The following is a 20,797-nucleotide window of genomic DNA, read 5'->3' as shown; positions in this document are numbered from 1 at the left end:
AGAGCCGCGCGCTCCTGGAGCGGATCGTCGCACAGCGTTCATCCACCGCCCGCTCAGCCGGAATTGCGCAGGCCGGCGGAGATGCCGTTGATGGTGAGCTGGATGCCGTGCAGCACCTTGTCGTCGCCGCCATTGCCCCGGTTGAGCTTCAAGAGTTCGATCTGCAGGTGGTTCAGCGGGTCGAGATAGGGAAAGCGGTTGCGGATCGAGCGGTCGAGCAGCGGGTTGCCCTCCAGCAGCCGGCTCTGGCCCAGGATGGCGTTGAGGTGGGCGATGGTCAGCTCGTATTCCGCCCGGATGCGGCCGAAGATCTCCCGCCGCAGCCGCTCGTCCGGCACCAGCTCGGCATAGCGCGAGGCCACCGCCAGCGAGCTCTTCGAGAGCACCATGTCCATGTTTGACAGCAAGGTGCGGAAGAACGGCCATTCCCGCTGCATGGCCTGGAGGAACGAGAGCCCGTAGTCCGGCCGGCGCGCGGCGAACCCCTCCACCGCGGTGCCGAAGCCGTACCAGGCCGGCAGCATCAGCCGGCACTGGGCCCAGGAGAACACCCAGGGGATGGCGCGCAGCGAGGTGATGGCGCGGGTCTTGGCCCGCGAGGCCGGACGCGAGCCGATGTTGAGCGTGGCGATCTCGGAGATCACGGTGGAGGACCAGAAATACTCCTCGAACCCCTCGGTCTCGTAGACGAGGTCGCGGTAGGCGCGGAACGCCTGCGCTGAAATCTCCTCCATGGCGCTCAAAAATTCCGGCCGCGGGGCGCTGTGCTGCGGCTGGATCAGGGAGGCCTCCAGCGTCGCCGAGACCAGGATCTCGAGGTTGCGCCGGCCCACGTCCGGATTGGCATATTTCGACGAGATGATCTCGCCCTGCTCGGTGATGCGGATCTGCCCGTTCACCGCCCCGCCCGGCTGGGCGAGGATGGCGTCGTAGCTCGGGCCGCCGCCGCGCCCCACCGAGCCGCCCCGGCCATGGAACAGGCGCAGGCGCACGCCGTGCTTGCGGAACACCTCGATGAGGCCGATCTCGGCCTTGTAGAGCTCCCAGCCCGAAGTGACGAAGCCGCCGTCCTTGTTGCTGTCGGAATAGCCGAGCATCACCTCCTGCACGTCGCCGCGGCTCGCCACCAGCGCGCGAAAGGCCGGGATGGCGAAGGCGCGATCCATCACCGCGGCGCAGGCCTGGAGGTCGGCGATCGTCTCGAACAGCGGGATGATGTTGAGCGCGCTCGTGCCGTCGGCGGTCACGAGGCCCACCTCCTTCAGCAGCATGGCCACCTCCAGCAGGTCCGAGACCCCCTCGGCCTTGGAGATGATGGCGTTCGGGATCACCGCGCGGCCGAGGGCGGCATGCGCCTGCGCCGCCGTGCGCAGGATCGCCAGCTCGCCGAGCGTCTCGTCCCCATAAGCGAGGAACGGGGAGGCCAGCGGGCGGGCGGTGGCGAGCTCCTTGAGCAGCAGATCGATGCGCGCGCCCTCGGCGAGGCCGAGATAATTGGTGCCGGGGGCGACCTTCTCGAACAGCTCCGCCACCACGCGCTCGTGCACGTCGGAATTCTGCCGCAGGTCCACGCAGGCGAGGTGGAAGCCGAAGCAATCCACCGCGCGCCGCAGCAGGCGCAGCCGCCCGCGCGCGAGGATGGCCGAGCCGTTGTCGGTGAGCGAGCGGTGGATCACGTCGAGATCGGCCTTCAGCTCCGCCGCCCCGGCATAGGGCCGCTCGGCGGGGGCGTCGGACGCCGGCGCGGCGGCGTCCTGCCCGGCGAGGCGGCGCGCGGTCGCCGCAAGCCGCGCACGCACGTAAGCAAGCACCAGGCGGTAGGGCTCCTCGCGATGCTCCAGCGAGCGGTCGGGCGAGCAGGCGGCGAGCGCCGTCAGCTCGTCGGAGACGCAAACGAGGCGGCCGGCGAGCGACAGCTCGGCGCCCAGCGCCTCCAGCTCGCCGTCATAATAAGCGAGCACCCGCTCGCGCTGCATCCGGACCGTCTCGGAGAGCACCTCGGCGGTGACGAAGGGGTTGCCGTCGCGGTCGCCGCCGATCCAGCTGCCGATGCGCAGAAACGAGGGCAGCTCCACCGTGCGCCCGTCCCCCGCCATGCGGGCGAGCTGGTCCTCCAGCTGGCAATAGAGGCGCGGCAGCTGGGACAGGAAGGTGTAGTCGTAATAGGATAGCCCGTTCGCCACCTCGTCCAGCACCGTGAGCTTGATGCGGCGCAGCAGAGCGGTCTGCCACAGGGTGAGCACGGCCCGCCGCAGTTCCTCCTCCTGCTCCTCGCGCTCCTGGGGCGTCGGCTCCATGCGCTCGGCGCGCTCCAGCAGGTCGGCGATCTCCATCTCGCGGTTGAGCGTGCTCTTGCGGCGCACCTCGGTGGGATGGGCGGTGAGCACCGGGCTCACATGGGCGCCGGCGAAGAACGCGATCAGGGCATCGGCGCCGATGCCCTTCTCGCGCGCGCGGCCGAAGGCGTGGGCGAGGCTGCCGGCGCGCGGCGCCGAGCCGGCGATGGCGTGGGCGCGGTTGCGGCGGATGTGGTGCTCGTCCTCGGCGATGTTGGCGAGATGGGAGAAGTAGCTGAAGGCGCGGATGATCTCCACCGCCCGCTCGGGATCGAGGCCGGCCAGCAGGCCCTCCAGCTCGTCGCGCGCCGCCTCGTCGTCGTCGCGATGGAAGCGGATGGAGATCTGGCGGATGCGCTCCACCAGGTCGAACACCTCCTCGCCTTCCTGCGCGCGCACGGTGTCGCCGAGGATGCGGCCCAGCCGGCGGATGTCCTCGCGCAGGGGCTCGTCCTTGGTGTCGCTCACTCCGGTCGCAATCGCCGCCGCTTTCGTCATCTGGATGCCCCGCCACGCCGGGCCGCTCCCGGCCCCCGACCCGAGAGCCCGTGACGGGCCCGCTCCCAGGAGACGGAGACACGGCGTCCGCGCGCATACGGTCGCGAACCCGGCTCCGGCGCACGCCCTCGCGGCGCGCCCCATCCCCCTCATCAGTCTAGGCGATTTGTGCGGAAGCGAAAGATGTTGTGCGCTGCATCCTCACGCCGCGCGGGCGGCGCGGTGCGCGTGCAGCGCCCACCTCGCGCAGCATTCGAACAAGGTGAACATGGCGACGACGAAGTCCTCGACGGCCGCATGGCCCTCGGCGGTCAGCGCGAAGCCGGGCCCGGCGTCGACGGGCACGCCGTCCTCCAGCATGCCGGCCCGCACCACCAGGCCGATCCCCTCGGCGTGGCGCAGGATCTGCAAGGCGTGGGTGCGCGAAAGGGAGAAGCGGCGCGCAAGCCCGGTCACGGTCGGCGCCCGCCCGCTGCTGCGCGCCGCGCCGACCAGGGCGAAGACCACCAGCATGCCGCCGTCGTGCTCACAGATCGTCGCGAGCTTCGGCGCGTGGTCGAGCAGGCGAAAGCCGGCGCGATAGACCGAGCCGAAGCAGACGGCGAGGCGGGTGAAGAATTCCGGCTCGTCGAGCAAAGCGAGGCTCTCCTCCGCCGCGCCGCCGAGCGCACGCAGTGCGGAGAACTGGGCCCTCCAGCGCAACTGGAACAGCTGGCGCATGCGATCGGTGGGGGCGAGCGGGCGTGCGCGCCGGTCGCCGCGGGGCGCCGCGGGCTCCAGATAGCCGCCCCATCGCATGAGCGCGAGCAGAGCCTTGGCGCGGCCGCGGCTGCACAGGCCGGTCTCCTGGCACAATGCCACCATGCGCGCGGTCGTGAGCCCCATTCCGCCGGCATCGGCCGTGGCGTCCAGATAGAGCACGAAGAAGCCGAACACCGTGCGGCCGCGATCGTTGAGAATGCGATTGAGCAGGGGATTGTGGTCATGGAGCGTCACGACGCCGTCGGCGGCGGCGCGCATGGCCTCGCGCAGCCCCGGGTGCGCCCTGATCCTGGCCATGGCGTCGGGACCGGCGCATGCGGCGAGCCAGGACGCCGCCTCGTCGACATCAGGTAGGTGCGTCGGGGCACGGGCAGCCCCAACCGTCGAAGGTGCCATGCCGCTCGGTCCGGAATGCGGGGAGATCGCAGCGCCCTGCGCTCCGCGTTGCTGTCAAACTAGCCTCGCGCCCGCTGGCGGAAAAGCGAAATCCGCGGGCATCTGCCGCTGCGGCAGGGGCACCGCCGCGGGCTTGCCGAGGACACGGCGCTCCGGCTATTGCCGGCACCGCCCATCAGCTACGCTCCGTCATGCTCGATCCCGATTCCCTCCTCGCCCTTCTGGCACGCCACCACATCGCGGCCGAGACCTACGATCATCCGCCGCTGCGCACGGTGGCGGAATCGAAGGCGCTGCGCGGCACCTTGCCCGGCGTGCAGACCAAGAACCTGTTCCTGCGCGACGGGAAGAAGCGTTATTTCCTGCTCACCGTGGCCGAGGACGCGCCGGTGAACCTGAAGGCGCTGCGCGAGCCCCTGGGCGCGCGCGGCTCGCTCTCCTTCGCCGCGCCCGAGGCGCTCTACGAATTGCTCGGCGTGCTGCCGGGCTCGGTGAGCCTTTTGGCGCTCGCCAACGACGAGGCCCGGCTGGTCAATTTCGCCATCGACCGCACGCTGCTGCGCGCCGAGGCCATCGGCTGCCACCCGCTCACCAACACCCGCACCACCGTGCTCGCGCCGGAGGCGCTGAAGGCGTTCCTGAAGCTGACCGGGCATCTGGCGCAGGAGATAGACGTGCCGCCCCCGCCGGCGGCGGCGCAGAGCTGACCGCTCACGGGGCGCAGGGCTCGATCGGCGGCGCTCCGGCGCCGGCCTGCGCGGCGAGCGCCTTCACATCGAGGTCCACCGTCAGGGGAATGAAGTCGCCCGTGGGTTCGGTCCGCAGATAGGTGCTGAGCAGAAGCGGCCCATCAGGCAGCGCGCCGGCGGCGCAGGCTTTCGCGCCGACCGAGAGCGAGCCCCGGACGCGGCTTCCTGTCGTGGCCTCGCGCGCCTTCAGATTCCGCACCTCATCGCGGGCCGCCTCAAGCCGGCGGCGTCCGTCCTCGGAGAGCCGGAACACGGTGATGCGGAAACCCGGTTTCTCTTCCGCCTTCAAGGCCGCGCGCGCGACGGCGGTATCTTCCTCCAGCGCCGCGTCGATGGTGGTCTTTCGCGTCTCCGCCCCGGCGACCCAGAACGACATGGTCAAGGTGGCGCCGCCCGGCTCGGGACGCAGCGTGTCCGGCGCGCGCATCGCCGCCCGCAACGCCGACAGATCGAGCGCCGCCGGATCGAGGCTCGCGAGCTTGGGAAGACTGGTGAGCGGGATGTGCGAACAGCCCGCGGCGAGAAGGAGCAGGGCAAGAGCGGCGGGCCAGGCAAGGAGCGATCGCATTGGGATCTCATTAGCAGTTGAATATTTATCGTTTTACGATAATTTATGAATGCGTCAAGGAAAGGTCCCATCATGTCGCACAGCGTTCTCGATCCCCGCCTCGCCCGCCTTCGGCGGCGCGGACGGCTGCTCTCCATGGTCACCCTCGTCGTCCTGGTGGCCCTGGTCGCCGGCGGTCTCGGCATCTGGCTCAACCCGGCCTGGATCGAGGCCACGGTGGCGCCACGCGTGGGCATCTCCGGCTTTCCGATGGCGCTGAACGGCCTGAGCTGGACGCTGGGGTTCCTGATCTCGACGGTGCCACTCGCGATCCTCGCCTACGGGCTCAACGAGGTGCGCCTGATCTTCCGCGATTTCGGGCAGGGCGAGACGGTGTCGGAGACCCTTGCCAAACGTCTGGAGCGGTTCGGCGCGGCGGTGGCGCTCCAGGCGCTCATCAATCCGCTGGTATCGACCCTGCTCGGCCTGACGCTGACCTACGGCAACCCCGCCGGCAAGCGCGTCGTCGCCGTCAGCCTGTCGAGCCATGACGTGATATCGGTGCTGGTGGGGCTGCTGGTGATCGGCGTCGGCGCGGTGATGCGCGAGGCGGCCCGCATCGCGCGGGAAAATGAAGGCTTCATCTAGGCCGGACAGGAAGGGCGGGAAGCCTCATGCCCATCGTGGTCAATCTCGACGTCATGCTCGCGCGGCGCAAGATGCGCTCGCGCGAGCTCGCCGAGCGCATCGGCATCACCGAGCAGAACGTCTCGCTGCTGAAGTCCGGCAAGGTGCGCGGCGTGCGCTTCGACACGCTGGCGCGCATCTGCGAGGCCCTCGGCTGCCAGCCGGGGGACATCCTGGAATATCTGCCGGGAGAGGAAGGGGAAGGGGAAGGGGAAGGCGAGGCGGGCTGAGCCGCACCCGCCCCCGAGAGGCGGCGATGCGCCGCCCCGCGCCCTCAGTTGCCGCCGTCCAGCAGGCGGCGGGCGATCACCTGGGCCTGGATCTCGGCGGCGCCCTCGAAGATGTTGAGGATGCGCGCGTCGCACAGGATGCGCGAGACCGGATATTCGAGCGCGAAGCCGTTGCCGCCGTGGATCTGCAGCGCGTTGTCCGCCGCCGCCCAGGCGACGCGGGCGCCCAGCAGCTTGGCCATGCCGGCCTCGAGGTCGGTGCGGCGCCCCTCGTCCTTGGCGCGGGCGGCGAAATAGGTGATCTGGCGGGCGATCATGGTCTCCACCGCCATCATCACGATCTTGTCGGCGACGCGCGGGAAGGCGATCAGCGGCTTGCCGAACTGGATCCGCTCCTCGGCATATTTCAGGCCGACCTCCATGGCCGCCTGGGCGACGCCCACGGCGCGCGCGGCGGTCTGGATGCGGGCGCTCTCGAAGGTGGTCATGAGCTGCTTGAAGCCCTGACCCTCCTCGCCGCCGAGCAGGTTCGCCGCCGGCACGGCGAAGCCGTCGAAGCCGATCTCGTATTCCTTCATGCCGCGATAGCCGAGCACCTCGATCTCGCCGCCGGTCATGCCCTGCGCCGGGAACGGATCTTCGTCGGTGCCGCGCGGCTTCTCGGCCAGCAGGATGGACAGCCCCCTGTAGCCGGGCTCGGCCGGATTGGTGCGCACCAGCAGCGTCATGATGTCGGCGCGCACCGGATGGGTGATCCAGGTCTTGTTGCCGGAGACCTTGTAGACGTCACCCTCCTTCACCGCGCGGGTGCGCAGCGAGGCGAGGTCGGAGCCGGTGTTGGGTTCGGTGAAGACGGCCGTGGGCAGGATTTCGCCGGAGGCGATCTTGGGCAGGAAATGGCCCTTCTGCGCGTCCGTGCCGCCGGCGAGGATGAGCTCGGCCGCGATCTCCGAGCGGGTGCCGAGCGAGCCGACGCCGATATAGCCGCGGGACAGCTCCTCGGTGACCACGCACATGGCTTCCTTCGGCAGGCCGAGGCCGCCGAATTCCTCCGGAATGGTGAGGCCGAACACGCCCATCTCGGAGAGCTGGGCGATGATCTGAAGCGGGATGTAGTCGTTCTTCAGGTGCCAGTCGTGGGCGTAGGGGGCCACCTCCGCCTCCACGAAGCGGTGCATCTCGGTGCGCATCGCCTCCATGGTCTCGTCGAGGCCCGCCTCGCCGATGGTGCCGGTGGGATGGGCGGCGCGCACGATGTCGGCGAGCGCGGCCCGGCTCGCCGCCGTGTTGCCCCCGGCGATCAGCGCCGCGATGGCCGGATCGGCGCGCAGCGCCTCCTGCGTCTCCTGCGGCACGTAGAGGTCGGCGAGGCGCACGGTCTCGCCCTGACTCATGGGGATGCCGCCCAGAATCTGGGCCACATATTCCCCGAGGCCGATCTGGACGATGAGCGTCTCGAGCGCGCCGAACTTGCCCATCTCGCTCAGCCGGTCCGCATAATGGACCAGCTCGCGCACCGAGAAGACGTAGGTCGCCAGCCAGGCGAGGCCGTGGGTGGCGCGCTGCTCGGCTTCCAGCAGCGCCGGCGAGAGGCGGCCCGCCTCGCTCACCCGCGCGCGCACGCCGGAGGTGGCCTCCGCCAGCAGCTTCTCCAGGCGGTCCGTGGCCGCACGGCCGAGGGACACCGCGTCAAGGGGTTCGGCGGCCGGGGACCGGAGGGCGGCGCTGGCGGACATGGACGGATCACTCCCAGATTGTGCAATGCGGAACTGCCTATCCTTGCCCCGGAACCGTTCCAAATCAACGCCTGTTTCCCGGGGCGCGTCGCGACGCGCTTGCCGGGGCGTTGCTGATGCGATGCTTGGCCTCAGCCGTCGGCGCCCTTGACCTCGTCGAGGCGCGCGGACAGGTCCTCCAGATTCTCCTCCACATGCGCGCAGGCCGAGACCGCGGCGAACAGAGCGGCCAAGGTCTCGCCGCTCGCTGCGTCGAGCGCGCCCTCGGCATTGAGGCGCTCGGCCTCGGCCTCCAGCGCCGCCACGGCGGAGCGGGCGGCGCCGACCGTCTGGCCGAAGCCCTCTGCCACGCCGCCTTCGAGGCGCGTGGCGAGCGCGTCGATATGGGCGCGCAGCGCCGCCACCGCGGCGTCCAGATGGGGCGCGAGGCGCGAGGCCAGCGGCTCGGCCAGCGGCTGGTCGGCGCCGCGCAGGAGGATGATGACGGAATGCCACAGGCGCCGGCAGGTGCGCACCACCGGCGCGGGATCGGCATGGCTCGCGAGCCGGCCGGCCCGCTCCGCGCGGGCATCGGCGATCCGCGCGTCCGCCGCCCGGAGCGCCTTGCGGACGCCGGCGTTCAGCCGGTCGAGGGCGGCCGGGTCGAGCCCCCGGCCGAGCATGCCGTCGCGGCCGTGCTCCAGCAGGCTGGCCGACAGCCGCAGCGCGGTGGCGCAATAAGGGAACAGGTTGACCAGCGCCCGCTCGGGGAGGATCAGGATCGCGCAGGCGACGCCCACCACGCCGCCGACGGCGATCTCCAGCACCCGATGAAGCCCCGAGAGCAGCGGCTCGGCGTGGCTCGGGTCGGAGAGCAGGACGATGCCGACCGTCACGGGGGCGAGCTTGAAGCTCGCAAAGCGCGCCGCGAGCGTGCTGGTGAGGAGCACACCGACGCCGAGCGCCAGGAAGGTGAGCGGGACCGAGGGGCCGACGAGGTCCGCCGCCGCGACGCCGATGACGCCGCCGACCACGGTGCCGAGCGCCCGGTCCACCGCCACGGACAGGCTCGCGCCGAGGGTCGACTGCACCACCAGGATGGCGGTCAGCACCGCCCAATAGCCGTTGGGCAATGCGAGGAAATACGCCAGCCCGTAGGCGGCGACGGCGGCCACCGTGGCGCGCAGGCCGAGCTTCAGGTGGGCCCAGCCGATAAGGCCTTCCAGGCGGTCGCGCCAGCGCGGCGGCGCGACCGGGGGAACCGGATCCGGCGGCGCGCCAGGGGACGACGCCCGCCGGACGGCGGGCGCGGGCGCGCGCGGCGCGGCGCGGCCGGCGTCGGGATCGTGATCGGGACTGGGTGCGGACATGGATGCTCCCGCTCGGGCGCCGGGCGGCGCAACCCGCCCGCGGACCGCGGCCCGGAACGGCGCCGCGGTCCGCGCCTGCGATAGACCAACCCTGCGCCGACGGCAAAGCCGCCCTGCGCCCGGGGCGCTTGAACCCGGGACGCCGCCGCACGACACTTCGGCAAACGAAGCTGGTGGAGGCGCGCATGTCCGGGGCATCCCTCGATTTCTTCTATGAGTTCGCCTCGCCCTATTCCTATCTCGCCGCCATGCGCATCGCCCCGCTGGCGGAAGGTGCCGGCGTCGAACTGCGATGGCGGCCGTTCCTGCTCGGCCCGATCTTCCGGGCGCAGGGCTATGCCGCCTCGCCGGGCGAGGTCTTCCCGCTGAAAGGCGCGCACATGTGGCGCGATCTGGCGCGGCTGGCGAAGATCGCGCATTTGCCCCCCGTCACCCGGCCCGAGCCGTTCCCGCCCAACGCGGTCCTGGCGGCGCGGGTGGCGGTGTGGCTCGACGATGCCTCCCGGCCGGCCTTCTCCCGCGCGGTCTTCGCCGCCGCGTTCGCGCAGGGGCGCGACATCGCCGCACGCGAGACCATCCGCGAGCTGCTCGCCGGGCTCGGCCATTTCTGCGACGACATCATCGCCGAGGCGGAAGCGCCGGCCAACAAGGAGCGCCTGCGCGCCGAGACCGAGGCGGCCGGGCGCCTCGGCATCTTCGGCGCGCCGAGCTTCGTGACGCGGGACGGGGAACTGTTCTGGGGCAATGACCGCCTGGAGATGGCGCTGGACCACGCCCGCACCGCGGCCGCGGCGACGACGCGCGCCAGCGCCTGAGGGCCCGGCTCAGCGCGGCGGCGGAGCAAAGCCGTCCGAGGCCGGGGCCGGCGGCGGGGCGGCGGCGGCGCCGGACGAGGCGCCCGAGGTCGGGCCCGACGGCGGCGGCCCGAACACGTCGTCCTTCGGCGCGCCGGGATCGCTCGCCGCCGGCTTCGGCTTGGCGGCGGCACTCGACGGGGACGAGGACGCGCTGGACGCGGCGGGACGGGACGGCGCGCTGGACGTGCGCGGCTGCGCCGACCGCGCCGGGCGCACCTTGGGCTCACCCTGCGGGTCGTAGCCCACATAGATCACGTAGCGCTCGACCTCGGCCGGCTTCGTCAGCGGGAAGGTGACCTGGTCCTCGACCACGGCGAAGGTCGAGCTGGCCTGGCCCGCCGGAATCTCCAGCGGAACCACGAAGAACTTGGTGGCGATGGTCTTCGGCGTCGGCCCTTCCTGGACCACGGCGATGCGGATCGGCACTTCCAGGGCGCCGGGCGTGCCCTTCTCGCCCAGAAGGACGCGGCCCTCGATGCCCACCTTCACCGCCATGGAGCCGCCGGCGATGCTGCATTCGCGGGCCAGCTGCCCGATGGTGCCCTGGTAGCGCAGGCCGCCTTCGCGGGCCTGGACCTGCCAGGTGGCCGCGCCGGTGCGCACGATCACCTTGGGACATTCATACGCGACCGCGTTCGGACCCGAGCCCACGGTGAGCGTTCCCGGGGTGCTGGAAACGCCGGCGCTCGTGCCGGCGACGCCCACATCCTGGGCGCCGAAGGCGCCGTCGAGGCCCTCCCCGCCGCCGCAGCCGGCGAGCGCGAGGGCGAGCGCCAGCACCGCCGGCGCGGCCCCGGCCGCGCGGGACCGGGCCCGCATCTGCTTTTCCTCGTTCCCGCGCGTCAGCACGGCGTCCGTTGCAAGGGCCATTGCCGATAAACTCCAAAGCCTTGCCGCGCCCCGGGCGGGGTTATAGCAAGAAGCGCGCTGAGGCCGAAACACCTTTGGCCAGTCGGCCGGTCGGCAGGCCCGCACGCGCCGTCGGGTGGTGGGCTCAGCCGCCGGAGAGGCCGGCCGGCCGCCCGACCACCACCACCAGCGCCTTCCTGGCGTCGGTGAGACGCTGGGCGACGCGCTTGAGGTCCTCGACCGAGACCTGCTCGATCAGTGCGTTGCGCTTGTCGATATAGTCGATGCCGAGATCGTCGAGCTGGATCTGGAGCAGCTGGCCCGCAACCTTCGAGGAGGTGTCGAAGCGCAGCGCGTAGCTGCCGACAAGGAAGCTCTTGGCCTCGCTCAGCTCGGTCTCGCTCGGCCCCGCATCGAGGATGCGGCGGAATTCGCTCTGGATCAGGGCGATGGATTCGGCGGCGCGGTCATTCTTGGTGGCGGTGCCGGCGAACCAGAGCCCCACATGGTTGAGGGCCACCTGATAGGAATAGACCGAATAAGCGAGCCCGCGCGCCTCGCGCACCTCCTTGAAGAGGCGCGAGGAGAAGGCGCTGCCGCCGAGGATGTGGTTGAGCACGTAGGCGGCCATGAAGTCCGGGTCGGGCCGCTCGAGGCCCACCGTGCCCATGACGATCACCGATTGCGGCACGTCCAGGGGAATGACGTCGGTGGTGCCGAGGCCCTTCGGCGTCACGTCGGCCACCGGGACGAGGTCGGCCTTGGCGGGCAGGGCGCCGAACACGGCATCGAGCCGGCGGCCCAGCTCCTCGGCGGTGATGTCGCCCACCACCGCCACCCGCAGGTTCGAGCGGGCCAGGGTGCGCGCCGCGAACGCCTTGAGGTCGGCGCGGGTGAGGCCGGGCAGGCTCGCCAGCGTGCCATCCACCGGCCGGCCGTAGGGATGGTCCGGAAAGGCGAGGGCGAACCAGCGTTCGTTGGCGATCGAGTTGGGATCCGTGGAGCGGCGCCGCAGCACCGCCATCTGCCCCTCCCGCACCCGGTTTATGGCCTCCTCGTCGAAGCGCGGGGCCGTCACGGCGAGGCGCAGCAGGTCGAAGGCCTTGTCCTTGTTCTCCGAGAGCGTGCGCAGGGAGCCGCGGGTCTCGTCGCGGCCGGCGTCGAAGCGCAGCTCCACCGCGGCGTCGGCGAGCGCGCTCTGGAACGCCTGGGCGTCGAGCTCGCCCGCGCCTTCGTCGAGCAGCGCCGCCATGAGATTGGCGACGCCGGGCGTCTTCGCCCCGTCCTGGGCCGCGCCGCCGAGGAACGCGAACTCGACCGCGATCAGCGGCAAGGTCGTGTCGTGCACCAGCCACGCTTTGATGCCGCCGGGGCTCGTCACCTCGGTGATCCGGCTCGACTGGGACTGGGCCGCCGGGGCGGACAGGAGGGAAAGGGCCATCGTCACCATCATGATCGAGAAGGAACGGGCGCAGGCGCGCGACGCCGGAAGGCGGGCGAAGGCGCTCACGAGCGATCATCCTTCTTGGCCGGCGCCGGCTTAAGGTAGCCGGTGACCGCGCGGTCGAGAATGAGATAGCGCCGGGCGGCCTGCTTCACGTCGTCCGCGGTGACCGACTTCACCCGGGCAGGCCATTCGCGCACGTCGTCCGCGCTCTGGCCGGTGGCCCATGCGGCGCCGTAGATGCGCGCCAGCGTCGCCTGGTTGTCCTGGGAATAGATGGCGTCGGCGGTGAGCTGGGTCTTGGCGCGGGCCAGCTCCAGATCATCCACGCCCTTGTCGGCGATCTCGGCGATCACCGCATCGAGCGCGGTCTCCAGATCCTCCAGCGTCACGCCCGGCCGCGGGGTGGCCGAGACCGCGAAGCGGGTGGGATCGAAGGACGTGCCCTGGTACCAGGCGCCGGCGCCGGCCGCGAGCCCCTTCTCCACCACCAGCTTGCGGTAAAGCCGGCCGGTCTGGTCGCCGCCGAGGATCTGCGCCAGCAGGTCCAGCGCCTCGGCCTCGCGCGGGGCGGCGGTGCGGTAGGACGGCACGAGATATGAGCGCGACAGGCTCGGCTGGGCGACGCGCCCGTCGGCGAGCGAGACCCGCCGGTGCGCCTGGGGCTCGGGCTCCTGCGGGCGGGCGCGCGGCGGCGTGTCGGCGCGCTTCACCTTGCCGTAGGTCTGCTCGGCGAGGGCGCGCACCTCTTCGGGCGCCACGTCGCCGGCCACCACCAGCACGGCATTGTTGGGGGCGTAGAAGCGCCGGTAGAAAGCGAGCGCGTCCTCGCGGTTGAGCTGCTTGATCTCGTGCTCCCAGCCGATGATGGGGTGCTGGTAGGGATGGTTGACGTAGCTCGCCGCCTGCATGGCCTCGGAGAGCCGGGCGCCGGGCTGGCTGTCGGTGCGCATGCGCCGCTCCTCCAGCACCACGTCGCGCTCGGGCAGCACCACCTCGTCGGAGAGCTTCAGGCCGGTCATGCGGTCGGCCTCGAATTCCATCACCTTCGCCAGATGCTGCTTGGCGACGCGCTGGAAATAGGCGGTGTAGTCGGTGGAGGTGAAGGCGTTCTCCTGCCCGCCGAGGCGCGCCACGGTATCGGAGAACTGGCCCTGGGGGTGGGCCTCGGTGCCCTTGAACATCAGGTGCTCGAGGAAATGGGCGATGCCCGACTTGCCGGGCTGCTCGTCGGCCGAGCCCACCTTGTACCACACCATGTGGGTCACCACCGGGGTGCGGTGGTCGGGGATCACCATGACCTCCAACCCGTTGTCGAGGCGGAACTGCGTGACCTTGGGCCCTGCGGCGTCGGCGATGCGGGGCGCGGCGACGGCAGCGCCCGCGGCGAGAATGGCGACCATGGCGATCCGGCTCATCAGCACGTTGTGAATCTTTCGAGCATACCGGCACCGCCGGCCACGGGAATATGGGCTTCCGCGCCCCTGCGCGCCAGCCGGGGCCGGAACGTCGCCGGTCGCCGCCCGCGCCGGGCGGTCAGTTGCTGTGAAGGTCGAAGAAGTTGGGAATCTTGAACTCTTCTTTCTTCTTCTCCACCACGCCATAGGGCGCGTTGGGGGCCGGGGTCTGGTAGCCCGGCGGCGGCTGCACCAGGCTCTCGCGCTCGGGCTCGCCGTTGAAGGTGAGCGGCTTCTCCTTCCCGGGATCGGAGCTGCCGATGCCGGCCCAGCCCTTGAACCCGAGCTCGCTCGGCATGACCTCGTCGCGCTTGGTGCCGGTGGCGACCGGGTCGTTGCTGGCGGCGTAGTTGGGCGCGGTCTTGCGGCGGCCCTTGTTGAGCTCGGAGGGCATCAGCGGCTGACCGGGATCGTCGCGCACCACCGGCGCCTTGGCGGCGGCGGCCCGCGCCCGCTGGTGCGCCAGATCCGGATCCTTGGGCCAGTTGGGGTTGGCGGCGGCGGCGCTGGTGGTGGGCGGCGGCAGGCTCTCGGGCGTGGTGGGCGGCACCACCAGCGGGGCGCGCTCGCGATAGTCGATGTCGGGCTTCTCCTCCTCCTCGGTCAGGCCGAGCATCTGCAGGGTGTTCTTGAGGAAGTCGCCTTCGAAGCCCTGCGCGGCGGCGGGCGCCGCAGGCAGCGCGCTGAGCCCTGCCGCCAGAGCCAGCGCCGCGAATGCCGATCCGCCGAACGCCGGCGGCACGAGGGCCAGGCCGCGCCACCGCGCCTTGCGCGTCAAATCCTGGGCGACGTCCCGGTCGACGCCCGGAATGACGTCCGTGGTGGCTTCCAGATTTGACGGCGTGCTGACGCGCATGGGTTCGTTCCTCTGCGGCTCGCGCTCTCGGATCGCGCTCTCGGGTCGATGACCGGCCGGGCCGGTGCGGGCCGATCGCGCGCGTCCGGCCTGTCGCGCCGGCTATGGTGCGGCTGAGGGCGGCGATTTTGAGGCGCGCGCAAAGACGGTATCGTACAGGAGCAGCCCCACCCCCACAACGACGGCCACGTCGGCAAGGTTAAACACGTACCAGCGGTAGCCGAAGGCGTGCAGGGACACGAAGTCGAACACCGCCCCGTAGACCACCCGGTCCACCGCATTGCCGAGCGCGCCGCCGATCAAAAGACCGAGCGCGACCGCATCGAGGCGCCGCGCGGTGCGCGCGAGCCACACCGCGAACAGCAGCGCCGCCACCACCTTCACCGCCACCAGCACCCAGCGGCCCTGCTCCCCCTGCGGAAACAGGCCGTAGCTGATGCCGTAGTTCCAGAGCGCGACGAAATCCATGAACGGCGCGATGGGGTGGAGCTGCGTGCCCCAGCCGAACGACCATTGCAGCACCGCCGTCTTGCTCGCCTGGTCGGCCACCAGGATCAGGACAGCGACCAGAAGGCCGAGGCGCAGATGGCGCCCGGACCCGCCCGGGGCGTCGGCGATGGGTTCGCCGGCCATGCTATTGCGCCGCCTCGCGGGCGGCGTGGAACTCCCGCAGCGCCGCCGCGTCGCGCGGCGTCACGTCGGGAAATTCCGCATCCGTGCCCACCAGCGGCGAGATCTTCCACGAGCGCGCGCACTTCCTGCCCTGGGCGCGGGCCGGCTCGACGGCGACGCCCGGCACCTCCGCCAGGCGGAAGGCGTCCTGCGGGCCCTCGTCCTTCAGCAGCACGGCGTCGGAGGTGATGCAGATCTCGGCGAGGTCGAGCCCCTCCAGCGCCGCGGCGAGCGCCGGATCAGCCACATGAACGCGCGGCGCCGCCTCGAGCGAGGAGCCCATGCGCTTTGCGGCGCGCTCCACCTCCAGCGCCCCCAGCACCACCCGGCGCACCAGGCGCGCGCGGCGCCACTGGTCGGCGAGGGCCTCGTCGCGCCATTCGGCCGGGGTCTGCGGGAAGGTGGCGAGGTGCACCGAGCCTTCCTCGTCCCCGGTGCGGGCGAGGTACGCCTCCTCGCAGGTGAAGCACAAGATGGGCGCGAGCCAGGTGACGAGCCGGTTGAACACCGCGTCGAGCACAGTGAGGCAGGCGCGGCGCGTCACCGACGACAGGGGATCGCAATAGAGCGCGTCCTTGCGCACATCGAAATAGAAGGCGGAAAGCTCGATGTTCATGAACTGCGCGAGCAGCGCGTGCACCTTCTTGTAGTCGAAGGCGGCATAGGCTTGGCGCACCTCGCCGTCGAGCTCGGCGAGCCGGTGCAGGATGAAGCGCTCCAGCGAGGGCATGTCGGCGAACGCCACGCGCTCGGAGGGGCGGTAATGGTGCAGCGAGCCGAGCAGCCAGCGCAGGGTGTTGCGCAGCTTCCTGTAGGTGTCGGCGGTGGTCTTGAGGATCTCGGGGCCGATGCGCAGGTCGTCGGCATAATCGGAGGCGCACACCCACAGCCGCAGGATGTCGGCGCCCGAGGCCTTGATCACTTCCTGCGGCGCGGTGACGTTGCCCAGCGACTTGGACATCTTGCGCCCGTCCTCGTCGAGCACGAAGCCGTGGGTCAGCACCACGTCGTAAGGCGGGCGCCCGCGCGTGCCGCAGCTCTCCAGCAGGGAGGAGTGGAACCAGCCGCGGTGCTGGTCCGAGCCCTCCAGATACATCACCCGGTCACGGCCCTGCGGCGGACGCTCCGCCTTGAGGTCGGCGCGCACCTCCAAAGTGAAGGCATGGGTGGAGCCACTGTCGAACCACACGTCGAGCACGTCGTCCACCTTCTGCCACGGCTCATCCGCCCGCGGGCCGAGGAAGCGCGCCCGGGCGCCCTCCCGGTACCAGGCGTCGGCGCCCTCGGCCGCGAAGGCGTCGGCGATGCGGGCATTGACGTCGGGGTCCTTGAGGAGGGTGACGGTGCCGTCGCCATTGTCGGCGATGAACACGGCGATGGGCACGCCCCAGGCGCGCTGGCGCGAGACCACCCAGTCGGGCCGGCCCTCGATCATGCCGGTGATGCGGTTCTCGCCCGCTGCGGGCACCCATTCTACGGCCTTGATGCCCGAGAGCGCGCGGGCGCGCAGGGTGTCGGGCACGTTGCTCCCCCGTGCCAAGCCGCCGTCATGCTCCGGCTTGACCGGAGCATCCATTGCCGCCGCGCCGATGGGCCCTCCGGTCAAGCCGGAGGGCGAGGGCAGGGAGGCGTCGGCGATGGGCTGGTCCATGGCGATGAACCATTGCGGCGTGTTGCGGAAGATCACCGGCTTCTTGGAGCGCCAGGAATGGGGATATTGATGCTTCACCCGCCCGCGGGCCAGCAGGTTGCCGGCCTTCACGAGGGCGTCGATGACGGCGCCGTTGGCGTCGCCCTTCTCGCCCTTCTCGGTGATCACGCGCCTGCCTTCGAAGCCGGGCGCCTGGGCGGTGTAGAACGAATCCTCGTCCACCGTGTAGGGGATCGCCGGGCTGATGCCGCGCTCCATCAGCCACTGGCGATGGTTGACCCAGGCCTCGAAGTCCTCCCGGCCGTGGCCCGGCGCGGTGTGGACGAAGCCGGTGCCGGCGTCGTCGGTGACGTGGTCGCTCTCGATCAGGGGGACCTTGAAGTCGTAGCCGCCGAGGCCGAGGGACGCGAGGGGGTGGAAGCACTGGAGCTCGGCGAGTTCGGCCTCCGCCACGTCGCGCACCTTCCGGAACCCGGTGACGCGCGCCTGCTTGAAGACCTCTTCGGCCAGCTTGTCGGCCAGCAGCAGCTTGTCGCCCGCCTTGGTCCAATTGTCCTCGGGTGCCTCGGTGACCTCGAACAGGCCATAGGCGATCTTGTTCGAGAACGAGATGGCCCGGTTGCCAGGGATGGTCCACGGCGTGGTGGTCCAGATGACGACGGAGGAACCTTCAAGATCGCCGGCGGCCCGCACCGGAAACTTCACCCACACCGTGTCCGAGGTGAAATCCTGATACTCCACCTCGGCCTCGGCGAGCGCGGTCTTCTCCACCACCGACCACATCACCGGCTTCGAGCCGCGATAGAGCAGGCCGTTTTCGGCGAACTTCATGATCTCGCGGGCGATCTGGGCTTCCGCCATGAACGCCATGGTGGAATAGGGGTGGTCCCAGTCGCCTTCCACGCCGAGGCGCTTGAACTCCGCGCGCTGCACGTCGAGCCAGTGCTCGGCATAAGCGCGGCATTCCTGGCGGAACGCCACCATGGCGGCGGCGTCGGTGAAGTCGGGCTTGGCCTTGCCCTTCTTGCGGTAGTTCTCCTCCTCGATCTTCCACTCGATGGGCAGGCCGTGGCAGTCCCAGCCGGGCACGTAGTTCGAATCGAAGCCCAGCATCTGCTGGGAGCGCGTCACCACGTCCTTCAGGATCTTGTTGAGCGCGTGGCCGATATGGATGTTGCCATTGGCGTAAGGCGGGCCGTCATGCAGCACGAAGCGGTCGCGGCCGCGGCCGGCCTCCCGCAGCCGGGCGTAGAGGCCGAGCCGCTGCCAGCGCTCCAGCAGCTCCGGCTCCTTCTGCGGCAGGCCGCCGCGCATGGGAAAGGGCGTCTGCGGCAGCAGCAGGGTCTTGGAATAGTCGGTGGTCTTGGTGGTCTGGTCGGACTTGGACGGAGTGTCGGTCATGGGGTCGGGCCGCTCGGCGATGAGGGGGCATGGGAATGAGGCGCTTGCCCGGCGGCCCCGCGCGCGCTCAGGCGCGCCGGCGGGGGGCCGGGCCGATAATTCGCCGCTGGGCGGAAACGCGCCGCCGGTTCATTCCAAAAGCCATGGCGGGCTTCTAGCAGGCGCATAAGGCGCGGGAAAGAGCGCCCTTCCGCGCGGGGCCTTGCCGGGGGCCTTGGCGCAATAGCGCCGTCTCTTCCCGGGCCACCCCTCCCCCTTGTGGGGAGGGGCAGGGGAGGGGGTGTTGGGGATGCGAGGGTGTTGGCGCACGGCCGCGCGCCTTGCGGCCGGGACGATGCATCGGGTCGAGCCACCCCCCACCCTGCCCTCCCCCACAGAGGGGGAGGGTGGCCAACGGCGTGCGCGGCGCAGAGCTTCAGCCGGGGGGTGCGCGCCGTGGGCGGGGGTGCGACCGTGCCCGGCCTGTCGCACCGGGAGCACGGCGGGCAAAAAAGCGCGACTGCCGCAAGGTTCGCGCTTGTGCGGCGGGCGGCGCGGCGCTCATCTCAAGCCATCGGTCGATCCGGCGGCGCCCATGAACCTGTTGCGCATCTATGCCCGCACCATCTCCCTCCTCGGGCCGCAGGCCAAGGTGGGGGCGGTGCTGGTTGTCTCGAACCTGCTGCTCGCCATCGCCCAGTTCGCCGAGCCGATCCTGTTCGGCCGCATCGTCGAGGCGCTCTCGGGCGCCCAGGCGGCCGGACGCATGCCCACCTTCGCCGATCTGACGCCGCTGCTCGCCGCCTGGGTGGGCTTCGGCCTGTTCAACATCGGCGCCGGGGTGCTGATCTCGCTCCACGCCGACCGGCTGTCGCACCGGCGCCGTCTCGGCGTGCTGACGCAATATTTCGAGCATGTGCTCGAGCTGCCCATGAGCTATCACGGCGAGACCCATTCCGGACGCCTGCTGAAGGTGATGCTCGAGGGCGTCGACGCGCTGTGGGGCCTGTGGCTCTCCTTCTTTCGCGACGACTGCGCCGCCATCATCTCGCTCTTGGTGCTGGTGCCGGTCGGCATCTTCATCAACTGGCGGCTCGGTTTGGTGCTGATCGTGCTGATGGGGGTGTTCGGCATCGTCACCGCCTTGGTCATCCGCCGCACCGAGGCGATGCAGCGCGAGGTGGAGGCCTACAATTCCGACCTCGCCGAGCGCACCTCGGACGCCCTGGGCAATGTGGCGGTGATCCAGAGCTACACCCGCATCGAGGCGGAGGTGTCCGGCATGCAGGACACCGTGAACCGGGTGCTGGCGGTGCAGATCCCGGTGCTCTCCTGGTGGGCCATGGTCTCCATGGCCACCAAGGCGGCGACCACGTTGACCATCCTTTCCATCCTGCTGATCGGCACCTGGCTCTACACCCAGGGCCTCGCCAGCATCGGCGACATCGTCACCTATGTGGCGTTCGCCAACATGCTGATCGCCCGGCTCGACCACACGGTGAGCTTCTTCAACCGGCTGATGATGTCGGGCCCGCGCCTGTCGCAATTCTTCGACGTGCTCGACACCGTCGGCGCGGTGCGCGAGAAGCCGGGCGCCGCCGAGCTCGGCAAGGATGCGCCGGTGAACGGCGACGTGGTGTTTTCCGACGTCTCCTTTTCCTATGACGGCAAGCGCCCGGCGCTGGAGGACGTGTCGCTGCACGCGGCGCCGGGCCAGACCTTCGCCTTCGTCGGCACCACCGGGGCGGGCAAGTCCACCGCGCTGGCGCTGCTGCACCGGGTGTTCGACCCCCAGTCGGGCGCGATCCGCATCGACGGCACGGACATCCGCGACGTGACCTTGGCCTCGCTCCGGCGCGCCATCGGCGTCGTGTTCCAGGAGCCTTTGCTGTTCAACCGCACCATCGAGGACAATCTCAGGGTCGGCAAGCCGGACGCCACCGAGGCGGAGCTGCGCGCGGCGCTGGAGCGCGCCCAGGCGCTCGAGCTGATCGAGCGCAACCCCATGGGGCTGAAGGCGGTGGTGGGCGAGCGCGGGCGCGCGCTCTCGGGCGGGGAGCGCCAGCGCCTGTCGATTGCCCGGGCGCTCTTGAAGAATCCGCCGATCCTGATCCTCGACGAGGCGACCAGCGCCCTCGACGCCGCCACCGAGCAGAAGGTGCAGGCGGCGCTCGACGCCGTGATGGCGGACCGCACCACCTTCGTCATCGCCCATCGCCTGGCCACCGTGCGCGATGCGGACCGCATCCTGGTGTTCGAGCGCGGCCGCGTGGTGGAGGCCGGCACCTTCGAGGAGCTGGTGGCGCAGGGCGGCCGCTTCGCCGCGCTTGCGCGCGCCCAG

The 20,797-nt window shown here is 70.8% G+C and carries 16 protein-coding genes (1 of these 16 only partly in view); 5 read left to right on the top strand and 11 right to left on the bottom strand.

Going from position 1 to position 20,797, the window contains the following annotated elements; all coding sequences use genetic code 11:
* Positions 1-53: 53 nt before the first annotated feature.
* Both ppc and ABLE88_RS14995 read right to left on the bottom strand, forming a co-directional pair.
* Positions 54-2,834 carry a phosphoenolpyruvate carboxylase gene (gene ppc, locus ABLE88_RS15000; protein WP_510182903.1) on the bottom strand — a complete coding sequence of 927 codons (2,781 nt, stop codon included), beginning with the start codon at positions 2,832-2,834 and terminating at the stop codon, positions 54-56.
* A 201-nt stretch (positions 2,835-3,035) separates the two neighbouring features.
* Positions 3,036-3,893 (bottom strand): hypothetical protein, encoded by an 858-nt coding sequence (locus tag ABLE88_RS14995; protein WP_348832484.1) that lies wholly within the window; start codon positions 3,891-3,893, stop codon positions 3,036-3,038.
* Positions 3,894-4,183: 290 nt separating this feature from the next.
* Here ABLE88_RS14995 and ABLE88_RS14990 point away from each other — a divergent pair, with 290 nt between their 5' ends.
* Positions 4,184-4,699: a prolyl-tRNA synthetase associated domain-containing protein gene (locus ABLE88_RS14990; RefSeq protein WP_348832483.1), complete on the top strand. Its 516-nt coding sequence runs from the start codon at positions 4,184-4,186 to the stop codon at positions 4,697-4,699.
* A 4-nt stretch (positions 4,700-4,703) separates the two neighbouring features.
* Here ABLE88_RS14990 and ABLE88_RS14985 read toward each other — a convergent pair whose 3' ends face one another.
* Entirely contained in the window at positions 4,704-5,309 is a 606-nt protein-coding gene (locus ABLE88_RS14985) for a hypothetical protein (protein WP_348832482.1), read from the bottom strand.
* Between the two features lie 72 nt (positions 5,310-5,381).
* Between ABLE88_RS14985 and ABLE88_RS14980 the strand changes: the two genes are divergently transcribed.
* Both ABLE88_RS14980 and ABLE88_RS14975 read left to right on the top strand, forming a co-directional pair.
* The gene (locus ABLE88_RS14980) at positions 5,382-5,936 is read left to right on the top strand and encodes a DUF2975 domain-containing protein (protein WP_348832481.1); all 555 of its coding nucleotides are present in this window, start codon (positions 5,382-5,384) and stop codon (positions 5,934-5,936) included.
* Between the two features lie 26 nt (positions 5,937-5,962).
* A complete protein-coding gene (locus tag ABLE88_RS14975) occupies positions 5,963-6,205 on the top strand; it encodes a helix-turn-helix domain-containing protein (protein WP_348832480.1) in 243 nt (80 codons plus the stop codon).
* 44 nt (positions 6,206-6,249) lie between these two features.
* Here ABLE88_RS14975 and ABLE88_RS14970 read toward each other — a convergent pair whose 3' ends face one another.
* Complete coding sequence (locus ABLE88_RS14970) at positions 6,250-7,941, bottom strand: acyl-CoA dehydrogenase family protein (protein ID WP_348832479.1); 1,692 nt, start codon at positions 7,939-7,941, stop codon at positions 6,250-6,252.
* 131 nt (positions 7,942-8,072) lie between these two features.
* Complete coding sequence (locus tag ABLE88_RS14965) at positions 8,073-9,290, bottom strand: FUSC family protein (RefSeq protein WP_348832478.1); 1,218 nt, start codon at positions 9,288-9,290, stop codon at positions 8,073-8,075.
* Positions 9,291-9,475: 185 nt separating this feature from the next.
* Between ABLE88_RS14965 and ABLE88_RS14960 the strand changes: the two genes are divergently transcribed.
* The gene (locus tag ABLE88_RS14960) at positions 9,476-10,105 is read left to right on the top strand and encodes a 2-hydroxychromene-2-carboxylate isomerase (protein ID WP_348832477.1); all 630 of its coding nucleotides are present in this window, start codon (positions 9,476-9,478) and stop codon (positions 10,103-10,105) included.
* A 9-nt stretch (positions 10,106-10,114) separates the two neighbouring features.
* On the opposite strand, the gene ABLE88_RS14955 is transcribed toward ABLE88_RS14960, so the two are convergent.
* From ABLE88_RS14955 to ileS, 6 genes are all read right to left on the bottom strand, one after another.
* Positions 10,115-10,966 carry a hypothetical protein gene (locus ABLE88_RS14955; RefSeq protein WP_348832476.1) on the bottom strand — a complete coding sequence of 284 codons (852 nt, stop codon included), beginning with the start codon at positions 10,964-10,966 and terminating at the stop codon, positions 10,115-10,117.
* A gap of 175 nt (positions 10,967-11,141) precedes the next feature.
* Positions 11,142-12,506 carry a M16 family metallopeptidase gene (locus ABLE88_RS14950; protein ID WP_348832475.1) on the bottom strand — a complete coding sequence of 455 codons (1,365 nt, stop codon included), beginning with the start codon at positions 12,504-12,506 and terminating at the stop codon, positions 11,142-11,144.
* A complete protein-coding gene (locus ABLE88_RS14945; RefSeq protein ID WP_348832571.1) occupies positions 12,503-13,858 on the bottom strand; it encodes a M16 family metallopeptidase in 1,356 nt (451 codons plus the stop codon). The genes ABLE88_RS14950 and ABLE88_RS14945 overlap by 4 nt, the downstream gene beginning before the upstream one ends.
* A gap of 118 nt (positions 13,859-13,976) precedes the next feature.
* Complete coding sequence (locus ABLE88_RS14940; RefSeq protein WP_348832474.1) at positions 13,977-14,753, bottom strand: hypothetical protein; 777 nt, start codon at positions 14,751-14,753, stop codon at positions 13,977-13,979.
* Between the two features lie 102 nt (positions 14,754-14,855).
* A complete protein-coding gene (lspA, locus tag ABLE88_RS14935; RefSeq protein WP_348832473.1) occupies positions 14,856-15,386 on the bottom strand; it encodes a signal peptidase II in 531 nt (176 codons plus the stop codon).
* 1 nt (position 15,387) lies between these two features.
* Entirely contained in the window at positions 15,388-18,477 is a 3,090-nt protein-coding gene (ileS, locus tag ABLE88_RS14930; protein WP_348832472.1) for an isoleucine--tRNA ligase, read from the bottom strand.
* A 574-nt stretch (positions 18,478-19,051) separates the two neighbouring features.
* Between ileS and ABLE88_RS14925 the strand changes: the two genes are divergently transcribed.
* On the top strand, positions 19,052-20,797 hold the 5' portion of the coding sequence (locus ABLE88_RS14925; RefSeq protein WP_348832471.1) for a glucan ABC transporter ATP-binding protein/ permease. The gene runs 69 nt beyond the window's last position; the window shows 1,746 of its 1,815 coding nt (coding positions 1-1,746); the start codon lies at positions 19,052-19,054; its stop codon lies off the right edge, out of view.

Origin of the sequence: Xanthobacter luteus, assembly GCF_040049235.1 — a bacterium.
Lineage (GTDB): Bacteria > Pseudomonadota > Alphaproteobacteria > Rhizobiales > Xanthobacteraceae > Xanthobacter.
This window is presented reverse-complemented; position numbering and strand designations above follow the sequence as displayed.